Origin of the sequence: Piscinibacter gummiphilus, assembly GCF_032681285.1 — a bacterium.
In the GTDB taxonomy this organism is placed as follows: domain Bacteria; phylum Pseudomonadota; class Gammaproteobacteria; order Burkholderiales; family Burkholderiaceae_C; genus Rhizobacter; species Rhizobacter gummiphilus_A.
The window spans coordinates 1,837,929-1,860,072 of record NZ_CP136336.1 but is presented as its reverse complement, the minus strand read 5'-3'; the positions used below and the strand labels follow the sequence as shown (position 1 = coordinate 1,860,072).

General features: G+C 68.5%; 10 protein-coding genes. 8 read left to right on the top strand and 2 right to left on the bottom strand.

The features are described from left to right. Positions 1-15 precede the first annotated feature (15 nt). From RXV79_RS08835 to RXV79_RS08820, 4 genes are all read left to right on the top strand, one after another. Complete coding sequence (locus RXV79_RS08835; RefSeq protein ID WP_316703060.1) at positions 16-8,319, top strand: hypothetical protein; 8,304 nt, start codon at positions 16-18, stop codon at positions 8,317-8,319. Positions 8,320-8,466: 147 nt separating this feature from the next. Further along, the gene (locus tag RXV79_RS08830; protein ID WP_316703059.1) at positions 8,467-14,250 is read left to right on the top strand and encodes a heme utilization protein; all 5,784 of its coding nucleotides are present in this window, start codon (positions 8,467-8,469) and stop codon (positions 14,248-14,250) included. 133 nt (positions 14,251-14,383) lie between these two features. Further along, positions 14,384-15,193: a glycosyltransferase family 2 protein gene (locus RXV79_RS08825; protein ID WP_316703058.1), complete on the top strand. Its 810-nt coding sequence runs from the start codon at positions 14,384-14,386 to the stop codon at positions 15,191-15,193. Between the two features lies 1 nt (position 15,194). Continuing rightward, a complete protein-coding gene (locus RXV79_RS08820; RefSeq protein ID WP_316703057.1) occupies positions 15,195-15,920 on the top strand; it encodes a hypothetical protein in 726 nt (241 codons plus the stop codon). Here RXV79_RS08820 and arsA read toward each other — a convergent pair. Continuing rightward, a complete protein-coding gene (arsA, locus tag RXV79_RS08815) occupies positions 15,904-17,937 on the bottom strand; it encodes an arsenical pump-driving ATPase (RefSeq protein WP_316703056.1) in 2,034 nt (677 codons plus the stop codon). The two genes, RXV79_RS08820 and arsA, sit on opposite strands and share 17 nt — an antisense overlap. Positions 17,938-18,057: 120 nt before the next feature. Here arsA and RXV79_RS08810 point away from each other — a divergent pair, with 120 nt between their 5' ends. The 4 genes from RXV79_RS08810 (at position 18,058) to RXV79_RS08795 (ending at position 20,930) form a co-directional block, all read left to right on the top strand. Beyond that, positions 18,058-18,420, top strand: coding sequence for an XRE family transcriptional regulator (locus tag RXV79_RS08810; protein ID WP_316703055.1), 363 nt, complete (start codon positions 18,058-18,060; stop codon positions 18,418-18,420). After that, a complete protein-coding gene (locus tag RXV79_RS08805; RefSeq protein ID WP_316703054.1) occupies positions 18,417-19,733 on the top strand; it encodes a type II toxin-antitoxin system HipA family toxin in 1,317 nt (438 codons plus the stop codon). The genes RXV79_RS08810 and RXV79_RS08805 overlap by 4 nt, the downstream gene beginning before the upstream one ends. 226 nt (positions 19,734-19,959) lie before the next feature. After that, positions 19,960-20,526 (top strand): hypothetical protein, encoded by a 567-nt coding sequence (locus RXV79_RS08800; RefSeq protein WP_316703053.1) that lies wholly within the window; start codon positions 19,960-19,962, stop codon positions 20,524-20,526. A 134-nt stretch (positions 20,527-20,660) separates the two neighbouring features. Continuing rightward, complete coding sequence (locus RXV79_RS08795) at positions 20,661-20,930, top strand: CrpP-related protein (protein WP_316703051.1); 270 nt, start codon at positions 20,661-20,663, stop codon at positions 20,928-20,930. Between the two features lie 6 nt (positions 20,931-20,936). Here RXV79_RS08795 and RXV79_RS08790 read toward each other — a convergent pair whose 3' ends face one another. Continuing rightward, entirely contained in the window at positions 20,937-22,091 is a 1,155-nt protein-coding gene (locus RXV79_RS08790; RefSeq protein ID WP_316703050.1) for a sensor histidine kinase, read from the bottom strand. Positions 22,092-22,144 lie beyond the last annotated feature (53 nt).

The following is a 22,144-nucleotide window of genomic DNA, read 5'->3' as shown; positions in this document are numbered from 1 at the left end:
GAACAAGGAATCCACATGGCCACCATCATCGCAGCCCTCAGCACCGCACAGATCTCCGGCCTATCGAGCAGGACGATCGCCGGTCTGACGACCGAAGACTGGGCAGCGTTCAACAGCGACCAGATTGCGGCGCTGACGACGGCGCAGATTGCGGCGATCTCGACGGCGGGTGTCCCCGGCTTGAGCAGCAGCCACATGATCGCGTTCCAGACGCAGGACCTGCGCGCGATGACCACGCAGGTGATGCGTGCGCTCGACAGCGACCAGCTCAATGCGCTCGGCAGCGACCAGGTGCAGGGCCTGACCACCTTGCAGGTGGCCAACCTGACGAGCACCCAGGTCTCGACCATGACCACCGAGGACCTGAACGCCCTGGGCACGCAGCACTTTGCGACCCTGTCGACGCAGCAGGTCGCCGCGCTCAACAGCGATCAGCTCGGTGCGCTCGAAACCAACGACCTGCGCGCCCTCACGACCGCCGGCATCCGCGCGCTCAACAGCGATCAGCTGGCCGCACTGAACTCCGACCACATCGGTGCCCTGACCTCGGCGCAAGTGGTGTCGCTCACCACCGACCAGATCCGCAGCCTCAACAGCGATGACCTGAATGCGCTCACCAGCGACCAGATCCCGCGCCTGACCACGGCCCAGATCGGCGCCCTGACGACCGACCAGATCTCGACGATGCAGACGGCCGACGTCGTGGCGCTGAGCACCGCGCAAGTGGCCAACCTGACGAGCGCCCAGATCGGCGCCTTCAACAGCGACCAAATCGGTGCCATCGAGACCAACGACCTGCGTGCGATCTCGACCAACACCATCCGCGGTCTCAACAGCGACCAGCTCGGTGCGCTGAACAGCGACCAGATCGGCTCGCTCACCACCGCCCAGACCGCCGCGCTCACCTCGGCGCAGCTCGGCACGATGACCACCGAGGACTTGAACGCCCTCGGCACGCACCACTTCGCCGGCTTGTCCAGCGCCCAAGTGGTGGGCCTCAACAGCGACCAGCTCGGCGGCCTGCAGACCAATGACCTGCGTGCCCTGAGCAGCGCCGCGATCCGCGCGCTCGGCAGCGACCAACTGGCCGCCCTGACCTCCGACCACATCGGCGCCCTCACCTCGGCACAGGTCGTCTCGCTGACCACCCAACAGGTTCAGAGCCTCAACAGCGACGACCTGAACGCGCTGACCAGCGACCAGATCCCCCGTCTGACGACCACGCAGATCGGTGCCCTTTCGACCAGCCAGATCTCCACCATGGAGACGGCTGACGTCGTGGCCCTGAGCACCGCCCAGGTCGCCAACCTGACGAGCGCCCAGATCGGCGCCTTCAACAGCGACCACATCGGCGCCATCGAGACCAACGACCTCCGCGCGATCTCGAGCAACACCATCCGTGGCTTGAACAGCGACCAGCTGGCCGCCCTCAACAGCGACCAGATCGGCGCCCTCACCACCGCCCAGACGGCCGCTCTCACCTCGGCGCAGCTTGGCTCGATGACCACCGAGGACCTGAACGCCCTGGGCACCCAGCACTTCGCGGGCCTGTCCAGCGCCCAGGTGGTGGGCCTCAACAGCGACCAGCTCGGCGGCCTGCAGACCAATGACCTGCGCGCCCTGAGCAGCGCCGCGATCCGCGCACTTGGCAGCGACCAACTGGCCGCCCTGAACTCGGATCACATCGGTGCCCTCACCTCGGCCCAGGTCGTCTCGCTCACGACGCAGCAGGTTCAAGGCCTCAACAGCGACGACCTGAACGCCCTCACCAGCGACCAGATCCCGCGTCTGACGACCACGCAGATCGGCGCCCTCTCGACCGCCCAGATCTCCACCATGGAGACGGCTGACGTCGTGGCCCTGACCACCGCGCAAGTCGCCCGCCTGAGCAGCGACCAGATCGGTGCCTTCAACAGCGACCACATCGGCGCCATCGAGACCAACGACCTGCGGGCGATCTCGACCGCGACCATCCGTGGCCTGAACAGCGACCAGCTTGGCGCGCTCAACAGCGACCAGATGGGCGCGCTCACGACGGCCCAGACCTCTGCCCTGACCTCGCAGCAGATCGCCGGCCTGGCCTCCAACGACCTGAATGCCCTGGGCACCCAGCACTTCGCGACGCTCTCGAGCGCCCAGGTCGCCGGCTTCAACAGCGACCAGCTCGGCGCCCTGGAGACGAACGACCTGCGTGCCCTGAGCAGCGCGGCGATCCGTGCGCTCGACAGCGATCAGCTGGCGGCGCTGAACTCCGACCACATCGGTGCCCTGACCTCGGCGCAAGTGGTCTCGCTGACGACCGACCAGATCCGCAGCCTCAACAGCGATGACCTGAACGCCCTCACCAGCGACCAGATCCCGCGTCTGACGACCACGCAGATCGGCGCCCTGTCGACGAGCCAGATCTCCACCATGGCGACCGCCGACGTGGTGGCCTTGACCACCGCACAAGTGGCCAGCCTGTCGAGCGCCCAGATCGGCGCCTTCAACAGCGACCACATCGGCGCCATCGAGACCAACGACCTCCGTGCGATCTCGAGCAACACGATCCGTGGCTTGAACAGCGACCAGCTGGCCGCCCTCAACAGCGACCAGATCGGCGCCCTGACCACCGCCCAGACCGCCGCCCTGACCTCGGCTCAGCTCGGCTCGATGACCACCGAGGACCTGAACGCCCTGGGCACCCAGAACTTCGCCACGCTCACCAGCGTGCAAGTCGCCGGCCTCAACAGCGACCAGCTCGGCGGCCTGCAGACCAACGACCTGCGCGCCCTGAGCAGCGGCGCGATCCGTGCGCTCGGCAGCGACCAGCTCGCGGCCCTCACGTCCGATCACGTTGGCGCGCTGACCTCGGCGCAAGTCGTGTCGCTCACCACGCAGCAGATCCGCAGCCTCAACAGCGACGACCTGAACGCGCTCACCAGCGACCAGATCCCGCGTCTGACGACCACGCAGATCGGCGCCTTGTCGACCAGCCAGATCTCCACCATGGAGACGGCCGACGTCGTGGCCCTGACCACCGCGCAAGTGGCCAACCTCACGAGCGACCAGATCGGCGCCTTCAACAGCGACCACATCGGTGCCATCGAGACCAACGACCTCCGTGCGATCTCGAGCAACACCATCCGTGGCCTGAACAGCGACCAGCTCGGCGCGCTCAATAGCGACCAGATCGGCGCACTCACGACGGCCCAGACCTCGGCCCTCACCTCGCAGCAGATCGCCACCCTGGCCACCAACGACCTCAACGCCCTGGGCACCCAGCACTTCGCGACGCTCTCGAGCGCCCAGGTGGTGGGCCTCAACAGCGACCAGCTCGGCGCACTCGAGACCAACGACCTGCGTGCCCTCGGCAGCAACGCCGTGCGCGCACTCGGCAGCGACCAGCTCGCCGCGCTGAACTCCGACCACATCGGCGCGCTGACCTCGGCGCAGATCGTCTCGCTCACCACGCAGCAGGTCCAGAGCCTCAACAGCGATGACCTGAATGCACTGACCAGCGACCAGATCCCGCGCCTGACGACCGCCCAGATCGGCGCCCTGACCACGGCCCAGATCTCCACCATGGAGACGGCCGACGTCGTGGCCCTGAGCACCGCCCAGGTCAACCGCCTGGCAAGCTCGCAAGTCGGCGCGTTCAACACCGACCACATCGGTGCCATCGAAACCAACGACCTGCGTGCCATCGCCACCCTGTCGATGCAGGGCCTGACCAGCGACCAGCTGATCGCCCTCAGCACCGACCAGATGGGTGCGCTGACCACCGCGCAGACCGTTGCGATGAACTCGCAGCAACTCGGCTGGCTCGCCACCGAAGACCTGAACGCCCTGGGCACCCAGCACTTCGCCACGCTCACCAGCGTGCAAGTCGCCGGCCTGACCAGTGACCAGCTCGGCGGCCTGCAGACCAACGACCTGCGCGCCCTGAGCAGCGCCGCGATCCGTGCGCTGAGCAGCGACCAGCTCGCCGCCCTGACCTCCGACCACATCGGCGCCCTCACCTCGGCCCAGGTCGTCTCGCTGACCACCCAGCAGATCCAGAGCCTCAACAGCGACGACCTGAACGCCCTCACCAGCGACCAGATCCCGCGTCTGACGACCACGCAGATCGGCGCCCTGTCGACCGCCCAGATCTCCACCATGGAGACGGCTGACGTCGTGGCCCTGAGCACCGCCCAGGTCGCCAACCTGACGAGCGCCCAGATCGGTGCCTTCAACAGCGACCACATCGGTGCGATCGAAACCAACGACCTGCGTGCGATCTCGACCAACACCATCCGCGGTCTCAACAGCGACCAGCTGGCCGCCCTCAACAGCGACCAGATCGGCGCGCTGACCACTGCACAGTCGGCTGCGCTGACCTCGGCGCAGATCGGCACGATGACCACCGAGGACCTGAACGCCCTGGGCACCCAGCACTTCGCCACGCTCACCAGCGTGCAAGTCGCCGGCCTGACCAGCGACCAGCTCGGCGGTCTGCAGACCAACGACCTGCGTGCCCTGAGCAGCGCCGCGATCCGCGCGCTCGGCAGCGACCAGCTCGCCGCGCTGAACTCCGACCACATCGGCGCCCTCACCTCGGCCCAGGTGGTGTCGCTCACGACGCAGCAGGTCCAGAGCCTCAACAGCGATGACCTGAATGCGCTGACGAGCGACCAGATCCCGCGCCTGACGACCACGCAGATCGGCGCCCTGTCGACCAGCCAGATCTCCACCATGGCGACCGCCGACGTGGTGGCCCTGACCACCGCGCAAGTGGCCAACCTGTCGAGCGCCCAGATCGGTGCCTTCAACAGCGACCACATCGGTGCCATCGAGACCAACGACCTGCGTGCGATCTCGACCAACACCATCCGTGGTCTCAACAGCGACCAGCTGGCCGCCCTCAACAGCGACCAGATCGGTGCCCTGACCACCGCCCAGACTGCCGCACTGACCTCGGCTCAGCTCGGCACGATGACCACCGAGGACCTGAACGCCCTGGGTACCCAGCACTTCGCGACGCTCTCGAGCAGCCAGGTGGTGGGCCTCAACAGCGACCAGCTCGGCGGCCTGCAGACCAACGACCTGCGTGCCCTGAGCAGCGCCGCGATCCGTGCACTCGGCAGCGACCAGCTGGCCGCCCTCACGTCCGACCACATCGGCGCGCTGACCTCGGCGCAAGTCGTGTCGCTGACCACGCAGCAGATCCGCAGCCTCAACAGCGATGACCTGAACGCGCTCACCAGCGACCAGATCCCGCGCCTGACCACCACGCAGATCGGGGCCCTGTCGACCAGCCAGATCTCCACCATGGAAACGGCTGACGTCGTCGCCCTGAGCACCGCCCAGGTCGCCAACCTGACGAGCGCCCAGATCGGCGCCTTCAACAGCGACCACATCGGCGCCATCGAGACCAACGACCTGCGTGCGATCTCGAGCAACACGATCCGTGGCCTCAACAGCGACCAGCTGGCCGCCCTCAACAGCGACCAGATCGGCGCATTGACGACCGCTCAGTCGGCCGCACTGACCTCGGCTCAGCTCGGCTCGATGACCACTGAGGACCTCAACGCCCTCGGCACCCAGCACTTCGCCACGCTCTCGAGCGCCCAGGTGGTGGGCCTCAACAGCGACCAGCTCGGCGGTCTGCAGACCAACGACCTGCGTGCCCTGAGCAGCGCGGCGATCCGCGCGCTCGGCAGCGACCAACTGGCCGCGCTGAACTCGGATCACATCGGTGCCCTCACCTCGGCCCAGGTGGTGTCGCTCACGACGCAGCAGGTCCAGAGCCTCAACAGCGACGACCTGAACGCGCTGACCAGCGACCAGATCCCGCGTCTGACGACCACGCAGATCGGTGCCCTGTCGACCAGCCAGATCTCCACCATGGAGACGGCTGACGTCGTGGCCCTGACCACTGCGCAAGTGGCCAACCTGTCGAGCGCCCAGATCGGTGCCTTCAACAGCGACCACATCGGTGCCATCGAGACCAACGACCTCCGTGCCATCTCGAGCAACACCATCCGTGGCCTGAACAGCGACCAGCTCGGCGCGCTGAGCAGCGACCAGATCGGCGCCCTCACGACGGCCCAGACCTCGGCTCTGACCTCGGCGCAGCTCGGCACGATGACCACCGAGGACCTGAACGCTCTGGGCACCCAGCACTTCGCGACGCTCTCGAGCGCCCAGGTGGTGGGTCTCAACAGCGACCAGCTCGGTGCCCTCGAGACGAACGACCTGCGTGCCCTCAGCACCGCCGGCCTGCGCGCCCTCGGCAGCGACCAGCTGGCAGCGCTCAGCTCCGACCACATCGGCGCGCTCACCAGCACGCAGGTGATGTCGCTCACGACCGACCAGATCCACACGCTCAACAGCGATGACCTGAACGCGTTCAACACCGACCAGATCTCGCGCCTGAGCACGGCGCAGATCGTGGCGCTGACGACCGCGCAGATCTCCACGATGGAGACGGCCGACGTCGCCGCGCTGTCGACCGCCCAGGTCGGCCGCCTGACGAGCGCCCAGCTCGGGGCCTTCAGCACCGACCACATGGTCGCGCTGGAAACCAACGACCTGCGCGCCATCGGCACCGCGTCGATCCAGTCGTTCAAGTCTGACCAGCTCAACGCCCTGACGAGCGACCAGCTCGGTGCGCTCACCACCGCCCAGGTCGGTGCGTTCACCACGCAGCAGATCAATGCCCTGACCACGGACAAGCTCAACGCACTCGGCTCCGCCCAGTTCGCGGCGATGAACTCCGACCAGGTGCATGCGCTCTCGACCGACCAGCTCGCCGCGCTCGAAACCAACGACCTGCGTGCGATCTCCTCGGCTGGCCTGCGTGCACTCGGCAGCGACCAGTTCGCGGCGCTCAACTCCGACCAGATCGGGGCCCTGACGACGCAACAGGTGTCCACGCTCGCCACGCAGCAGATCGGTGCGCTCAACAGCAACGACCTCAACGCCTTCACCAGCGACCAGTTCGCCGCGATGACGACGGCCCAGGTGCATGCCCTGAGCTCCGCGCAGATCGGCACCATGACCACCGAGGACCTGGTGGCGATGAGCACGGCGCACTACGCCGCGCTCACCACCGACCAGGTGGCCGGCCTGACGAGCGACCAGATCCCGTCGCTCGACACGCAGGACATCCGCGCCCTGACGGTCGCCTCGCTGCGCTCGCTGACCGATGAGCAGCTCGGCGCGCTGACCTCGACGCAGATGCAGCAGCTCGGCGGCATGGTCAACCAGCTGACCACGCAGCAGATCGCCGGCCTCGACACCGACGACCTGAACGCACTGAGCACCTCGCAGTTCATGGTGCTCAGCACGGCCCAGATCCATGCGTTGACGACCGAGCAGATGAACGCCCTGGAGACGAACGACATCCGTTCGATCACCACGGCAGGCATCCAGGCGCTCGACAGCGACCAGATCGCCGCGATCAGCACCGACGCCTTCGCCGCGCTGACCAACGCGCAGATCTCCGCCTTCACCACGGCGCAGATCACGGCGCTGACGACCGACCAGATCGTGGCCCTGACCACCGACCAGGTCGCCGGCCTGCAGACGCAGGACATCGCAGCGATGGACATGACGCAAGTCGCGGCCTTCGCCACCGATGACATCGGCCAGATGTCGGCGGCGCAGCTCGACGCGTTCTTCGCGGCCTCGCCGATCGTGCTCGACCTCGACGGCAACGGCGTGAGCACCCTGGCTGCGGCCAACGGTGTCCACTTCGACCTGAACGGCACGGGCAACACGGCCAACCGCGTGGGCTGGGCTTCCGCCACCGACGGCCTGCTCGCGATGGACCGCAACGGCGACGGCTCGATCAATGACGGCACCGAACTCTTCGGTGTGGCCACGAAGCGCGCCGATGGCACCCGCGCCGGCAACGGTTACGAGGCCATGAAGCTGGAAGACAGCAACGGAGACGGCGTGCTCAACGCGAGCGACGCCAACTTCGACAAGCTGCGTGTCTGGGTCGACGCCAACTCCGACGGCAAGACCGACGCCGGCGAGTTGCACGGCCTGGCTGACTTCGGCATCGTGTCGCTCGACCTGCACGGCGTGACCGGCACCGCGGTCGACAACGGCAACCTCCTGGGCATCACGTCCAGCTACAGCAAGGCCGACGGCAGCACGCACGACATGGCCGACGTGTGGTTCTCGAAGGACGCACCGAAGCTTGACGAGCTGCTCGCCAGCGCGCCGAGCGAGGTGTTGCCGGGCAGCACGGCTGCCGCACCGGCCGCCGCGGCACCTGCCGCTTCGACCGGGGCGATCGACAACCGCCTGCTGCCGGACGCCGACAACAACACGCCGCTGATCTGACGCAACGACCGTGGCGCAGCAACCTCCTCCCCCGGGGCGGTTGCTGCGGCCCGTCGGTTGCCACGGCCACAGATGGGCCGTGGATAGCGCCCGTTTCCCCCGATCAACCGTGGGGTCATGTCATGAAAATGGCGCGAAGGCCCTGACATGAAGCTCTTCAAGTGGTTGACCGGGACGGCGCTGCTCAGCAAGCTGAAGATCCGTTTCGGCGACTGGTTCTCGTCCGACAACTCCTTTGCCACCCCGAACAACGGTGGCGGCAACGGCAATGGCAACAACGGCGGGAACAACGGCAACAACGGCGGGTCGCAATACGCCCTGACCGATGAGCAGGTGCGCGCGCTCACGCCGTCGCAGATCGCGGCGATGAGCACCGACCAGCTCAACGCCCTCACCGCCTCCCAGTTCGCGCTCTTCACCGTCACCCAGGCGAGCGCCATCACGCCGGTGCAGATCGCCGCGCTCGAGACGGCAGACTTCCGCGCACTCGAGTCGGCCGACCTGCGCGCCTACAACAGCGCGCAGATCAACGCCTTCACCACCGAACAGATCGCGCTCCTGGCCACCTCGCGCATCGTGGGCCTGTCGACCGACGTGATCCCGTCGATCAGCACGGCCATGATCGCGCAGCTCTCCACCGCCCAGCTCGCCGCGCTCACCACGGGCCAGGTGTCGCAGCTCACCACGCAGCAGCTGCGCGTGCTCGACACCGACGAGCTCAACGCCTTCACGACCGCGCAGTTCGCTGCCCTCACCCCGGCCCAGGTGGCCTCGCTCACGCTCGACAGCATTGCCGCCCTCGAAACGCAGGACCTGCGGGCGCTGGGGACTGCCCAGTTCGCAGCCCTCAACCTGGCCCAGGTCGCGGCCCTGCGCACCGACCAGCTCGCCACGCTCGAATCGGCCGACCTGCGCGCCATCTCGGTCGACGCGCTGGCGGGGCTCAACTCCGACCAGATGGCGGCCTTCAGCACCGCGCAGATCGCCCAGATCACCACCGGGCAGGTGCGCGCGCTCACCACCACGCAGATCGCCGAACTCGCCACGCAGGACGTGGTGGCGCTCACCACCGCGCAGGTCGCCTCGCTCACCGTCGACCAGGTGGCCGCGCTCGGCTCGCACCAGATCGCCGTGCTGGAAACGGTGGACCTGCGGGCGCTGTCGAGCGACATGCTGCAAACGCTCAGCTCCGACCAGATGGCCGCGCTCACCACCGCGCACATCGCCTCGTTCACGAGCGACCAGCTCAACGCGCTCACCCCGCAGCAGCTCGCGGGGCTCGAGACGGCCGACGTGCGCCTCCTCACCACCGCGCAGTTCGCCGGGCTCTCGGCCACGCAGATCAATGGGTTCAACAGCGACCAGATCGCTGCCATCGAGACCATCGACCTGCGCGCCATCGGCACCGCCACGCTGCAGGGGATTGGCAGCGCGCAGCTCAATGCGTTGACCAGCGGCCAGATCGTCGCGCTCACCACCAGCCAGGTGCGCGCGCTCACCACCGACCAGCTCGCCCACCTCGACACGGCCGACCTCGACGCGCTGACCACGACGCAGTTCGCCGCCATCACCAGCACGCAGATCGTCGCGCTCACCACCGACCAGATCCCCACCATCTCGACCGAAGACCTCAACGCGCTGCCCACCGCCGTGCTGAGCGCGATGACGGCCGAGCAGCTGGCCGCACTCACGGCGTTGCAGCGTGTGTCGCTCTCGGCGGGGCTCGCGTTCACGCCCGAGCAGCTCGCGGCGATGTCCACACGCGACCTCAACTCCTTCCTGCCACAGCACTTCGCCGCCTTCACCTCGGCGCAGATCGCCGCCCTCACCACCGAGCAGATCTCGATGCTGGAGACGGCCGACCTGCGCGCCATCGGCACCGCCGGCCTGCGCGCGTGGTCGTCCGACCAGCTGGGCGCCCTCGGCTCCGACCACTTCCCCGCGCTCACGAGCACGCAGCTCGGCGCCCTCAGCACCGCGCAGATCGCGAGCCTCTCCAGCGAAGACCTGGCCGCCTTCACCACCGCGCAGATGCCGCTCTTCAGCACCGCCCAGGTGGCCGCGCTCACGCCGGAGCAGATCGCCGCGCTCGAGACGCAAGACCTCAACGCCTTCTCGACCGCGCAGTTCCAGGCGCTGGGCACGCACCAGATCGCCGCACTCACCACCGACCAGGTGGCACAGCTCGAGACGGCCGACCTGCGCGCCTTGAGCCCGGCCGCGCTGCAGTCGATGACGCCCGAGCAGTTCCAGGCGCTGGGCAGCCAGCACTTCGCGGCGTTTTCCACCGCACAGGTGGCCTCGTTCAGCGGCGCGCAGATCGCCGCCATGTCGACCGACGTGCTCAACTCGCTGGGCACCGAGCAGTTCGCCGCCTTCAACACAGCGCAAGCCTCGGCGTTCACGCTGGAGCAGGTGGCCGCGCTGGAGACGGCTGACCTGCGCGCCCTCAGCAGCGCGGCGCTGCGCGCCTTCTCGCCCGAGCAGCTCGACGCGCTGGGCACGCAGCACTTCGCGAGCCTGTCCACCGCCCAGGCCAATGCGCTGCGCACCGACCAGATCGCCGCGCTGTCGGGCGAAGACCTCAACGCGATGGGCACCGAGCACTTCGCCACCTTCGGCACGGCGCAGGCCTCGGCACTCACCTTCGAGCAGGTCGCCGGCCTTGAAACCGCCGACGTGGCCGCGCTCAGCAGCACCGCGTTGCGCGCGCTCTCGACCGACCAGCTCTCGGTGCTCAATTCCGACCATCTCGCCGCGCTCGGCACCGCCCAGGTCGCCGCGCTCAACACCGCCCAGGTGGCCGGCCTCGCGCCCGAGCAGCTCAACTCCTTCGGCACGGCGCAGATCGCCGCGCTCACCACCGCCCAGGCCGCCAGCCTCACGCCGCTGCAGCTGGCGCTGATGGAGACGCAAGACCTCAACGCGCTGGGCAGCGCACAGTTCGCCGCGCTCGGCACCGCCCAGATCTCCGCCCTCTCGCTCGACCAGATGGGCCAGCTGGAGACGGCCGACCTGCGCGCCCTCGGCAGCGCCGCCTTGCAGGCGCTCAGCATCTGGCAACTCGAAGCCCTGGGCTCGCAGCACTACGCGTCGTTCGGCACCGCCCAGGTGGCCGCACTCACCACCGAGCAGGTCTCCTACCTCACCAACGAAGACCTCAACGCGCTGCAGACCGCGCACTTCGCGGTGCTCACGAGCGCGCAAGCCGCCGCGCTGCGCGTCGAGCAGATCGCGCTGCTCGAGACCGCCGACCTGCGCGCCTTGAGCTCGGTCGCCCTGCGCGCGCTCACGCCCGACCAGCTCGCCGCCTTCACGAGCGACCACCTCGCCTCGCTCGCCACCTCGCAGATCGCGCAGCTCACCACCGCGCAGATCGCCGGCCTGCCGCCCGAGACGCTGGGCGCGCTCTCCACGCAGCAGATCGTCTCGCTCACCAGCAGCCAGCTGGCCGCCCTCACGCCCGGGCAGGTGGCCGCACTCGAAACGCAAGACCTCAACGCGCTGAGCACGCTGCAATTCCGCGCACTCGGCACGCAGCAGATCGCCGCGCTCACGCTCGACCAGGTCGCCAACCTGGAGACAGCCGACGTGGCGGCCTTGTCGACCACCGCGCTGCAGGCACTCTCGCCCGAGCAGCTCGATGCGTTGGGCTCGCAGCACTTCGGCGCACTCACCACCACCCAGATCGCCTCGTTCAGCGCGGGGCAGATCGGCGCCCTGTCGGTGAGCGACCTCAACGGCTTCGGCACGCAGCAGTTCGCCTCGCTCACGAGCACGCAGGTCACGGGCCTCACCGCCGACCAGCTCCTGAACCTCGAGACGCAAGACCTGCGCGCGCTCACCACCACCGCGCTGCGCGCACTCGCGCCCGAGCAGCTGGCCGCCCTCACGAGCGACCTGCTGCAGGCGCTCGGCACCGCGCAGATCGCCTCGCTCACCACCAGCCAGGTCGAGAGCCTCGCACCCGAGGCGCTGGCGGCCCTCTCGACGCTTCAGATCGCCTCGCTCACGACCACGCAGCTCAACGCGCTCACCCCGTGGCAGATCGTCACGCTGGAGACGCAGGACCTGAACGCGCTCAGCACGACGCAGTTCCGCGCACTCGGCACGCAGCAGATCGCCTCGCTCACGCTCGACCAGGTGGCCAGCCTGGAGACGGCCGACGTGGCCGCGCTCACCACCGGCGCGCTGCGGGCCTTCTCGCCCGAGCAGATCGACGCGCTCGGCTCGCAGCATTTCGCCGCGCTCACCACGCAGCAGATCGCGTCGTTCACCTCCGACCAGATCGGCGCGCTCTCGAGCCCCGACCTCAACGGCTTCGGCACCCAACAGTTCGCCTCGCTCACGAGCGCGCAGGTCGCCGGCCTCACCGGCGGCCAGATCGCCAACCTGGAGACGCAGGACCTGCGGGCCATCACCACCACCGCGCTGCGTGCGATGGCACCCGACCAGCTCGCCTGGCTCACGAGCGACCACATCGCCGCCCTCAGCACCGGGCAGATCGTGGCGCTCACCACCAGCCAGATCGAGAGCCTCGCGCCCGAGAGCCTGGGGGCGCTGTCCACGCAGCAGATCGTCTCGCTCACTTCCGCGCAGGTCAACGCGCTCACGCCGTGGCAGATCGCCACGCTGGAGACGCAAGACCTCAACGCCCTGAGCACGCTGCAGTTCAGCCGCCTGGGCACGCAGCAGATCGCCGCGCTCACGCTCGAGCAGATCGCCCACCTGGAGACGGCCGACGTGCGCGCGCTCTCCACCACCGCGCTGCGCGCGTTCTCGCCGGTGCAGATCGACGCGCTGGAGTCGCAGCACTTCGCCGCCTTCACCACGCAGCAGATCGCCTCGTTCAACAGCGACCAGATCGGCGCGCTGTCCAACACCGACCTCAACGGCTTCGGCACCCAGCAATTCGCCGCGCTCACGAGCGCGCAGGTGGTGGGCCTCTCGCAGACGCAGATCTACGGGCTCGAGACGCAGGACCTGCGCGCGATGACCACCGCCGCCATCCACGCGCTGCAACCCGACCAGGTGGTGGCCTTCGCGCCCGAGCACATGGCCACGCTCGGCAGCCAGCAGATCGCCGCACTGAGCAGCCAGGCGGTGGCCGCGCTCACGCCGGCCCAGATCATCGCGATGACCACCACGCAGATCGTGGGCCTGGAGACGGCCGACATCGCCGCGATGACGAGCGACCAGATCGGTGCCTTCGAGCAGGAAGACATCAACGCGATGTCGAACGCGCAGCTCGACGCGCTCTTCGCCGCCACCCCCATCGTGCTCGACCTCGACGGCAACGGCGTGCGCACCACGGCCGCCGCCGACGGCGTGAACTTCGACCTCAACGCGACCGGCACCACCCACCGCGTGGGCTGGGCCTCGGCCACCGACGGCCTCCTGGTGATGGACCGCAACCACGACGGCCAGATCAACGACGGCAGCGAACTCTTCGGCACCGGCACGCGCGGCGCCGACGGCCGCCGCGCCGGCAACGGCTTCGAGGCCATGCGCTTCGAAGACAGCAACCACGATGGCCGCCTCACCGCGGCCGATGCCCGCTTCGGCGAGCTGAAGGTCTGGGTCGACACCAACCAGGACGGCAAGGCCGATGCCGGCGAGCTGCACGGCCTGGCCGAACTCGGGATCGTCTCGCTCAACCTCGACGCCGTGGCCGGCACCACCGTGGACAACGGCAACCTGCTGGGGCTCGTGTCGAGCTACACCACCGGCGACGGTGCGCAGCACGCGATGGCCGACGTGTGGCTGGCCAAGGACAAGAGTGCCGACCTTCAGCTCGGCGATCTGCTCTCGGCCCCGCCCGAGAACCTGCTGCAAGACGGCGAGGTGCGCACCGCCAGCACCGGCACCGTGTCGGCGGCGCCGATGTCGTACCCGGGCCTGGTCGACGGCTCGTCCAACCCGCTGATCTGACCCCGGGGATCGCGGCAACAGGCGCCAATTGCGCCGCCTGTTCGGGCGATGGGCGGCACGGCATCGCGCCTAGCATCGACGCACACCCCAAGTTCAGAGGCCCACGCTCGTGGCCTGAGGCCAGCCGCTGCGCATGTCTACGCCCCACCCCGTCTTCTCCGTCATCGTCACCACGCACCTGCGCGCCGCGCTGCTCGACCGTGCGCTGCGCTCGCTGCGCGAGCAGAGCTTCCAGGACTTCGAGACCATCGTGGTCGCCGACGCGCTCGACGCCGAGACGGCCGCCGTCTGCGCCCGGCAGCTGCGCCCGCAAGACGTCTTCGTGAAACGAAGCGGCGCCCCCGGCCCCGCCCGCAGCCGCAACCTCGCGCTGCAGCTTGCCCGCGGCGAATGGGTGACCTTCCTCGACGACGACGACACCTACGGCCCCGGACACCTGGTCACGGCGCTCGCCCATGCCCGCCTGCAGGCGCCCAACGGCGTGCGCGTGCTCTTTTCCGACTTCGACATCCTCACCGAAGACCGCTCCAAGGCCCCGGTGGTGCCGCAAGGCCGTGCCCGCATCGCGCTCGGCACGCAGGCGGTGGACTCGCTCTACGCGAAGAACTTCATTCCCAACAACGCGCTCGTCTTCCACCGCCAGGCGCTCGAAGGCTGCGAGGTCGACCCGCACCTGAAGTCGCAGGAGGACTGGGACTTCCTGCTCGCCGTGTGCGCCCGCCACCTGCCCGTGCACTACGCCGGCGGCGAAGCCGTGGTGCACAAGGACTACGTGAACCCCGGCACGCGCCGCGGCAACAGCGAAGCGGCCAACGACACCTCGGTGGTGCTCGACTTCCTGCACGTCTACAAACGCTGGCCCGCGCCCACGCCGGAACTCAAGGCGCAGCGGCAGGAGCTCTTGAAGTCGGCCGGCCTCGCGCTGCCGCTGGAATGGTTCTGACATGCGCAGCCGCGACGAGTACCTGCGCAACCTCGACGGCCTGCGCGACCAGATCGTCTTCTGCAGCTGGGCCGGCACCAACGCGCTCTCGCCCCAGCGCGCGATGGCGCTGCTCTCGGTGACCATGCGCATCGGCGTGCCGGTGGTCTGCGTGACGCCCGGCAACCTGATGGACTGGCAGCACCCCGACCAGCCCTTCCACCCTGCCTACGAGTTCCTGAGTGCCACGCACCGCGCCGACTACCTGCGCACGTATTTCATGCACCACTACGGCGGCGGCTACACCGACATCAAGCAGACGCTGCGACCCTGGCGCGGCTTCTTCGAGAGGCTGCAGGCCCACCCCGGGCACGACGGCCTCGGCTACACCGAGATCAGCCCGCGCGGCGTGGCCCCGGTGCCCGGCCCGATGGGCGACGAGCTGCGCGCCAACTACCAGAAGCTGATCGGCCTGTGCGCGTTCATCTACCGCAAGCACTCGCCCTTCACCACCGCGTGGCTCGCCGCCACGCACGCGCTGCTCGACGCCAAGCTCGACGCCCTGCGCACGCACCCGGCCCGTCACCCGCAAGACCAGACCGGCGTGATGTTCGAAGGCGGCGAGCGCTCGCAGTACCCCATTGCGTGGACCGAGATGCTCGGCAACGTCTTCCACCCGTTGGTGCTGCAGATGCACGAGCGCATCCTGCACGACGAGATCGCACCGAGCTTCACGCAGTACCGCTGACGGGCTCGCGCGCCCCCTCGGCGTCGACCAGCTTCGAGAGTGCCGCAAGCCCTGCGGGCGGCACCGGCAGCCAAGGCAGCGCGTACAAGCGCTGGGCCAGGCCGGCCGAGATGCGGTCGATCTGCCGGCGCTCCTGCGCCAGCCGGGCACTGAGCAGCGGGTCGTGCGTGCCGGCACCCGAGAGGCTCTTGTTGAGCACCCAGGCATAGGGTTCGATGCTGGCGCGCCGCAGGTCCTCCTGCAGCGCCGCGGCTTGCGACACCGGCGTCACTTCGGGCAGCGTCACCAGCACGATCTTCGTGTACGCCGCGTCCTGCAGCCGCATCAACGGCGTCACCACGCGGGTGGCGCCATGGCCTTCGAACTCCCGCGTCATCTGGCGGTGGTAGGCACCCGTGGCATCCATCAGCAGCATCGAGTGCCCGGTGGGGGCGGTGTCGAGCACGACGAACGCGCTGCGGCCTTCGGCCACGAGGCGCGAGAACGCGTGGAAGACCGCCACCTCCTCGGTGCAGGGCGACTGCAGGTCTTCCAGCAGCAAGGCCTGCTCCTGCGCGTCGAGCTGGGGTGACCTGGCCGCCATGATCTTGTCGATGTAGCGCTGGGTCTCCACCTTCGGGTCGATGCGGCTGACCTTGAGGCCCGGCAGCTCGCCTTCGAGCGTGCTGGCGAGGTGCGCAGCCGGGTCGGTGGTGCTGAGGTGCACGGTCTTGCCCCGCTGCACCAGGCCGATCGCCAAGGCCGCTGCGATGGTCGTCTTGCCGACCCCGCCCTTGCCCATCACCATGACCACGCCCCGCTCCGAGGCGGCCAGCTCATCGGCGAGCGCGCCCAGGTCGGGCAGCGCGAGCGAGCGGTCTTCCACCAGCGCGGGCGCCGCCAGCGCTGCGTGGCTGGGCATCAGCAAGGCACGCAAGGCCGGCAGGCCCACCATGTCGAAGGCGCGCAGCGGCACTTGATCGAGCGGCAATCGGCGCAGCGCCTCGGGCATCGCATCGAGGGCGCGACGGCCCAGGTCTTCGATGGCACACGCCACGGCGTCGCGCCGGTCGATCGCGTGGAACACCCCGTTGACCGCGAGGCGCTGGTTGTCGAGGCCGAGTTCGTGCAACTCCAGCGACGTGCGCGCCGCCTCGTTGATGGCGCCGCGATCCGGCCGGGTCACCAGGATCACGGTGGTCAGCGCCGGGTCGCTCAAGGCGGCGAGCGCGGCATTGAAGCGTGCCTCCTGCATCTTCAGCCCCGAGTGCGGCCCGAGGCACGACGCGCCCCGGTCGTTGCCCGCGAGGAAGCCGGTCCAAGCCTTCGGCAGGCTCAGCAGCCGCAGGGTGTGGCCGGTGGGCGCGGTGTCGAAGACGATGTGGTCCCAGCCTTCGGCGCCATCGGACAACAGCGACGAGAACTCGTCGAACGACGCGATCTCGGTCGTGCACGCGCCCGACAGCTGCTCGCGCACCTTCGCAAGCTCTTCGTCCGGTGTGCCGTGCGCCATCTGGGCCAGCACACGCTGGCGATATGACTCGGCCGCGGCGTCGGGGTCGATGTTGAGCACCGACAGGCCCGCCGCACCGGGCACCGGCACCGGCGTGTTGCGCAACTCGATGCCCAGCATCTCGTCGAGGTTCGACGCCGCATCGGTGCTCACGAGCAGCACTTTTTTGCCGGCATCGGCCAGCGTCAACGCTGCGGCGGTCGACAACGAGGTCTTGCCGACGCCCCCCTTGCCGGTGAAGAAGAGATGTCGCGTCGGCCGCTGCAGGAAGCCGACCGCCGCACGCCTGAACCAGGCCTGCACCGCCTCGTGCGACGGGATGCCGCCGCTGTGCACCACCTCACTGGCGATCACGACGGCGGGCGTGGCGTGCACGCCGTAACGCCTGATCTCCTCGGGCGTCTCGACCTTCGTCAGGTCGATCTCGATGCCAGCGTCTGCAGCGGTACGTTCGATGAGGCCAACCGTGCTGCGGCACTTGCTGCAGCCCGATCCGAGCACTTTGATTTCAAGTGGATGGGTCATCCTGTCAACTGTGCGCGCGCAGCTTGGCGCGCCCTTGACGCAGGTCACCCACAGGCGATCGCACCCACTTTGTATCTATAGATATTTACAAGATTGCCTATGTTGATATAATCTATTTGTATGCCAAAGACCACCCGCGCGCTCCTGCAGCTGCCACCCTCGACGGCCGGCGCCATCGAAAAGCTCGGCGCCGACCTCGCGGTGGCGCGCCTGCGCCGCAAGGAATCGCTGCGCTCCTGGGCGCAGCGTCTGGGCATCACGGTGCCCACCCTGCAGCGGCTCGAAGCCGGCGACCCTTCGGTCGGCATCGGCATCGTGGCCACCGCGCTCTGGCTCATCCAGCGTGATGGCGAGCTGGGCCGGCTCGCCGCGCCCGAGCACGACCAAGGCGCCATCGAGATGGACGTGCGCGAGGCCATCGAACTCGGCCGCGCGCGCGCCCAGGCCTCGGCCGAGGCTCGCGCTTCGAGGGCGAAGCGATGAAGTTCGACGCCCTCCACCTCTGGTACCTGGGCGACCCTGCCGCGCCGCGCCACGTGGGCGAGCTGAAGCTCGTCTCGGCCGGCAAAGGTGTCTCGCTGCGCTACGCCAAGGATTGGCTTGCCCACGGCTTTGCCCTGAGCGAAGACCTGCCCCTCGTCGACACCGAGTTCCTGCCCCCCGGCCGGCTCGCGGGCGACGCTCAGCGTGCGGTGGGTGCCGTCGACGATGCGCGCCCCGACCGCTGGGGCGAGAAGGTGATCCGCTTCGTCGACAAGCCCAAGCGCCTGTCGCTGCTCGAATACCTTTACTACGCGGGCGACGACCGCTTCGGTGCGCTCGGCGTCTCGACTTCGGCGACGCAATACGCGCCGCGGCCGGGCGGCCCGCTGCCCCGTCTCGAAGATGCGCAACAGCTCAGCGAGGTGGTCGCGAAGATCGAAGCCTCGGAGCCGCTCAGCACCGTCGAGGCGCGCATCATCGCGGGCGGCGGCAGCCCGCTCGGCGGCGCCAAGCCCAAGGCGCTGATCGACATCGGCGGCGAGCAGTGGGTCGTCAAGTTCTTCAACCACGAGCCCATCGACTCACCGCTCATCGAGCACGCCACGATGCGGCTGGCGACGCAGGCGGGCATCACGGTGGCCGAGACACGGCTCATCCCGCTCACCGGCGCCAACGCGGTCGCCATCCGCCGCTTCGACCGCGCGCCCGGGCGACGCATCCACAGCCTCTCGGCCGGCACCGCCATCCGCGCGGCCACCGCGGCGGGCAGCGAGCCCGAGATGGGCTACCCGGCGCTGGCGCGCATCCTGCGCCGCATCGGCGTCACAGACGAGGGCGCCAACACGCAGGACGCACGCGAGCTGTTTCGCCGCATGGTGTTCAACATCCTCGTCGACAACACCGACGACCACGAGAAAAACCATTCCCTGCTCGTCGTGAACCCGTTCGCCAACGGCCGCCTGCGGCTCGCGCCGGCGTACGACCTCCTGCCCTCCAACTCGGGCCAGGGCTACCAGGAGTTCATCTGCGGCGCGCAGGGCCGCGACTCGACGCTGGCCAACGCGATGTCGCAGTGCGATGCGTTCGGCCTGTTGCCGGCGGAGGCCGCGGCGGAGGTGATGGCCGTGATCGCGGTGGTCGACACCTGGCGCGCGCATTTCGCGCAGGTGGGTGTGAGCGCAAGAGACATCGAGAGCCTGGCGGAGCGCATCGACGGCGATGAGCTGCTCGCGCAGCGACGTCGGTTCGACCCCGCAGGGTTCCAGGCTGCCACGGCCCGGCGCAAGAAGCCGGGGCCATTCGGCCGGCGGTAGATTCGGCAGGGCTCTTAACACGGCAGATCGAGGAGGCAGCGCACATGGCCAGCCGGTGCATTCGGATCACCACATCGGGCACACGCTGCGTGCGAGACGCGCAGTTCCCCACCAACTACTGCTGGCAGCACCAGCCTGACAGCGACCAGACCAAGCCGGCCGGCACGCACACGCGCCCTCGCAAGCCGGCCACGAAGAAAGCCGCTGCCAAGCGAGGAGCACACCGATGACCACAACCGAGAAGACAAGCGAAGAGCGGCGCCTCGACATCCTCATCACCGCCAGCGTGGCGGCCTGCGACAACGCCGCCAAGCAGTACGACGACTACGGCAAGACCTTCAACGCACTCGACGCCAAGGCGCAGGCGGTCGTCACCATGGGCGGCGTGATCCTCGCCGCGATCGTCACGCTCACCAATTCGGGCCGCCTGGGCGGCCTGGTGGCCGCCTCCTCCGGGCTGGTGATCGCGCTCGGCGTGCTCACCATCTGCATGACGCTCGCCTGCATGGCCCTCGGCTTCTACGCCTCACGCGTCGTGCCCGTGAGCGTGCCCTTCGCGGCGCACGACCAGATCCAGGAAGTCGACGATCTGCTGCAACTGCCTGCCGAGGAGGTGTCCAAAGAGAAACTGCTCGGCTACCACGCGGCGCGCATGAAGCACTGGAAGGTGTCGCTCAAGAACATCGCGCAGGCGGTGGAGCGCAAGGCGTTTCTCGTGCGCTTCGCGCAGTGGGGGATCGTCGGGACGCTGGCAGTGGGAATGGTGGTGTTGCTGGTGGCGGTTAGAGGGTGAGGTGCGGCGCTGAACCCGTCGAGAGCCTTCCGACCAGGGACTCGATCCTGGAGAGTCCCTCCCCTCGACAGAGGCTGGGCCTGCAGCGCAGCGCAGCGCGAAGAGTAGGATGCCCTGCAAAGGCAGTAGAGCTCATGACCCCGCGGAGTCCGGCCCATCCAAAGCGCAGACGCCGCGAGACGGCCGAGTTGTCACGCCAGGGCGCGAAATCCGCCGCGCGCGGCGACAGCCCACCCGTGAATCCGATGGATGCGACCGAAAACACGCCGCCGTCCACCGGCGAGTCCGTGGAAGAGTGGCGCGCCCGGCGCGATGCATGGCAGGCTGGATACGACCAGCAGTCCGAAGCGATCGAACAAAGCCGCCCACCGGCGGGCCAAGGGCGAGACGACGAACACGACTGAACGAACTCACCTGGCGGGGTTGCTCGTTCGCGCGCAGATTCGCGGAAGCCTCAGCTCGAAGCACGTCATCGCGTCGGTCGAGGTCACTTCGACGCGGCCACCGTGTGCCGTGGCGATCTCTTTCACGACATAGAGCCCGAGCCCCAGATTCGCCCCGGCGAGCTGTGAATCTGCGCCTCCGGCATCGTCTGCAGCACGAACGAGCGGGTCAAAGAGCGTTGGCAGCCGTTCGGGCGGAATCGCCTTCCCGGTGTTCTTGACGGCAACGACCACCTCCACGTCGTGCGACCCGTCGATGGCAATGCGGATGGGAGTGTTCCGCTCGCCGTACTTCATGGCATTGAAGACCAGGTTCGACAGGGCCTGGTGCAAACGACGCGAGTCCCATTCGCCCATCATGTCGCCCCATGTTTCCAGTTGAAGTGTGCGCTCCGGGCTGATGGCCCTGATCTCGTCAAGCGTGTTGCGTGCGAACTCGTCGATCTGCAGGCTCGATGGGTCGATGGCCAACCCTGATCCGAGCCGATGCCTGGTGTACTCGACAAGATCGTCAAGCAGCGCCTTCATCTGTCGGACGCTGCGCAAGATGATGGCAGCGTGCCGTGAATCATCAGGTCGGCTTCGAATGTCCAGCGTGGCGCACCCGGCAATCGTGCTCAGCGGCCCTCGCAGGTCATGACCCAAGACGCCGAGAAAGAGATCGCGCGACCTGTCGACTTCCGCCAGGAATACCTGCAGCGACTCCGCTATCGCCTGGTCGACGGCCTCGTTGAAGCGGGTGACGTCCTCCAGGTCCTGGCGCTGCGCATCGGTCGACGCGGCCGCCCATAGGCGAAGTACCGTCGCGCGCAGAACCCTGTACTCGGCGACGAGTTGCTCGACTTCGAAACCCTGCTTTTCCCGTTGCCGTGCGTGGCTGCGTGACGGCACGCCCGGGGACTCTGACGCAGCGGCACTGTTGCCCTCGGACTTCGCCTGCCGCTCCTCATCGTCCTGAGGCCGGCGCATGTCGGCAGCGATCTCTTGCAGGATCAGTCGCCCATGATCGAGCAATGCCACTTCGTCCAGGTTTGCGGCAGCCGGCAACTGCACCCTCGCAAACGCGACCCAGTCCACCAGGATGACGTCCAGGTTCTCGGTGATGAACTTTGAAAGGCGCATTGGCCATTGTGCACCTGCGCAGGGTGCATCCACCGGAGTCTCCCCCCGGCCTC

Bases quoted from the DNA above. Each gene is read 5' to 3' on its own strand.
- RXV79_RS08835 (WP_316703060.1), top strand. From the start codon at position 16: ATGGCCACCATCATCGCAGCCCTCAGCACCGCACAGATCTCCGGCCTA.
- RXV79_RS08830 (WP_316703059.1), top strand. From the start codon at position 8,467: ATGAAGCTCTTCAAGTGGTTGACCGGGACGGCGCTGCTCAGCAAGCTG.
- RXV79_RS08825 (WP_316703058.1), top strand. From the start codon at position 14,384: ATGTCTACGCCCCACCCCGTCTTCTCCGTCATCGTCACCACGCACCTG.
- RXV79_RS08820 (WP_316703057.1), top strand. From the start codon at position 15,195: ATGCGCAGCCGCGACGAGTACCTGCGCAACCTCGACGGCCTGCGCGAC.
- arsA (WP_316703056.1), bottom strand. From the start codon at position 17,937: ATGACCCATCCACTTGAAATCAAAGTGCTCGGATCGGGCTGCAGCAAG.
- RXV79_RS08810 (WP_316703055.1), top strand. From the start codon at position 18,058: ATGCCAAAGACCACCCGCGCGCTCCTGCAGCTGCCACCCTCGACGGCC.
- RXV79_RS08805 (WP_316703054.1), top strand. From the start codon at position 18,417: ATGAAGTTCGACGCCCTCCACCTCTGGTACCTGGGCGACCCTGCCGCG.
- RXV79_RS08800 (WP_316703053.1), top strand. From the start codon at position 19,960: ATGACCACAACCGAGAAGACAAGCGAAGAGCGGCGCCTCGACATCCTC.
- RXV79_RS08795 (WP_316703051.1), top strand. From the start codon at position 20,661: ATGACCCCGCGGAGTCCGGCCCATCCAAAGCGCAGACGCCGCGAGACG.
- RXV79_RS08790 (WP_316703050.1), bottom strand. From the start codon at position 22,091: ATGCGCCTTTCAAAGTTCATCACCGAGAACCTGGACGTCATCCTGGTG.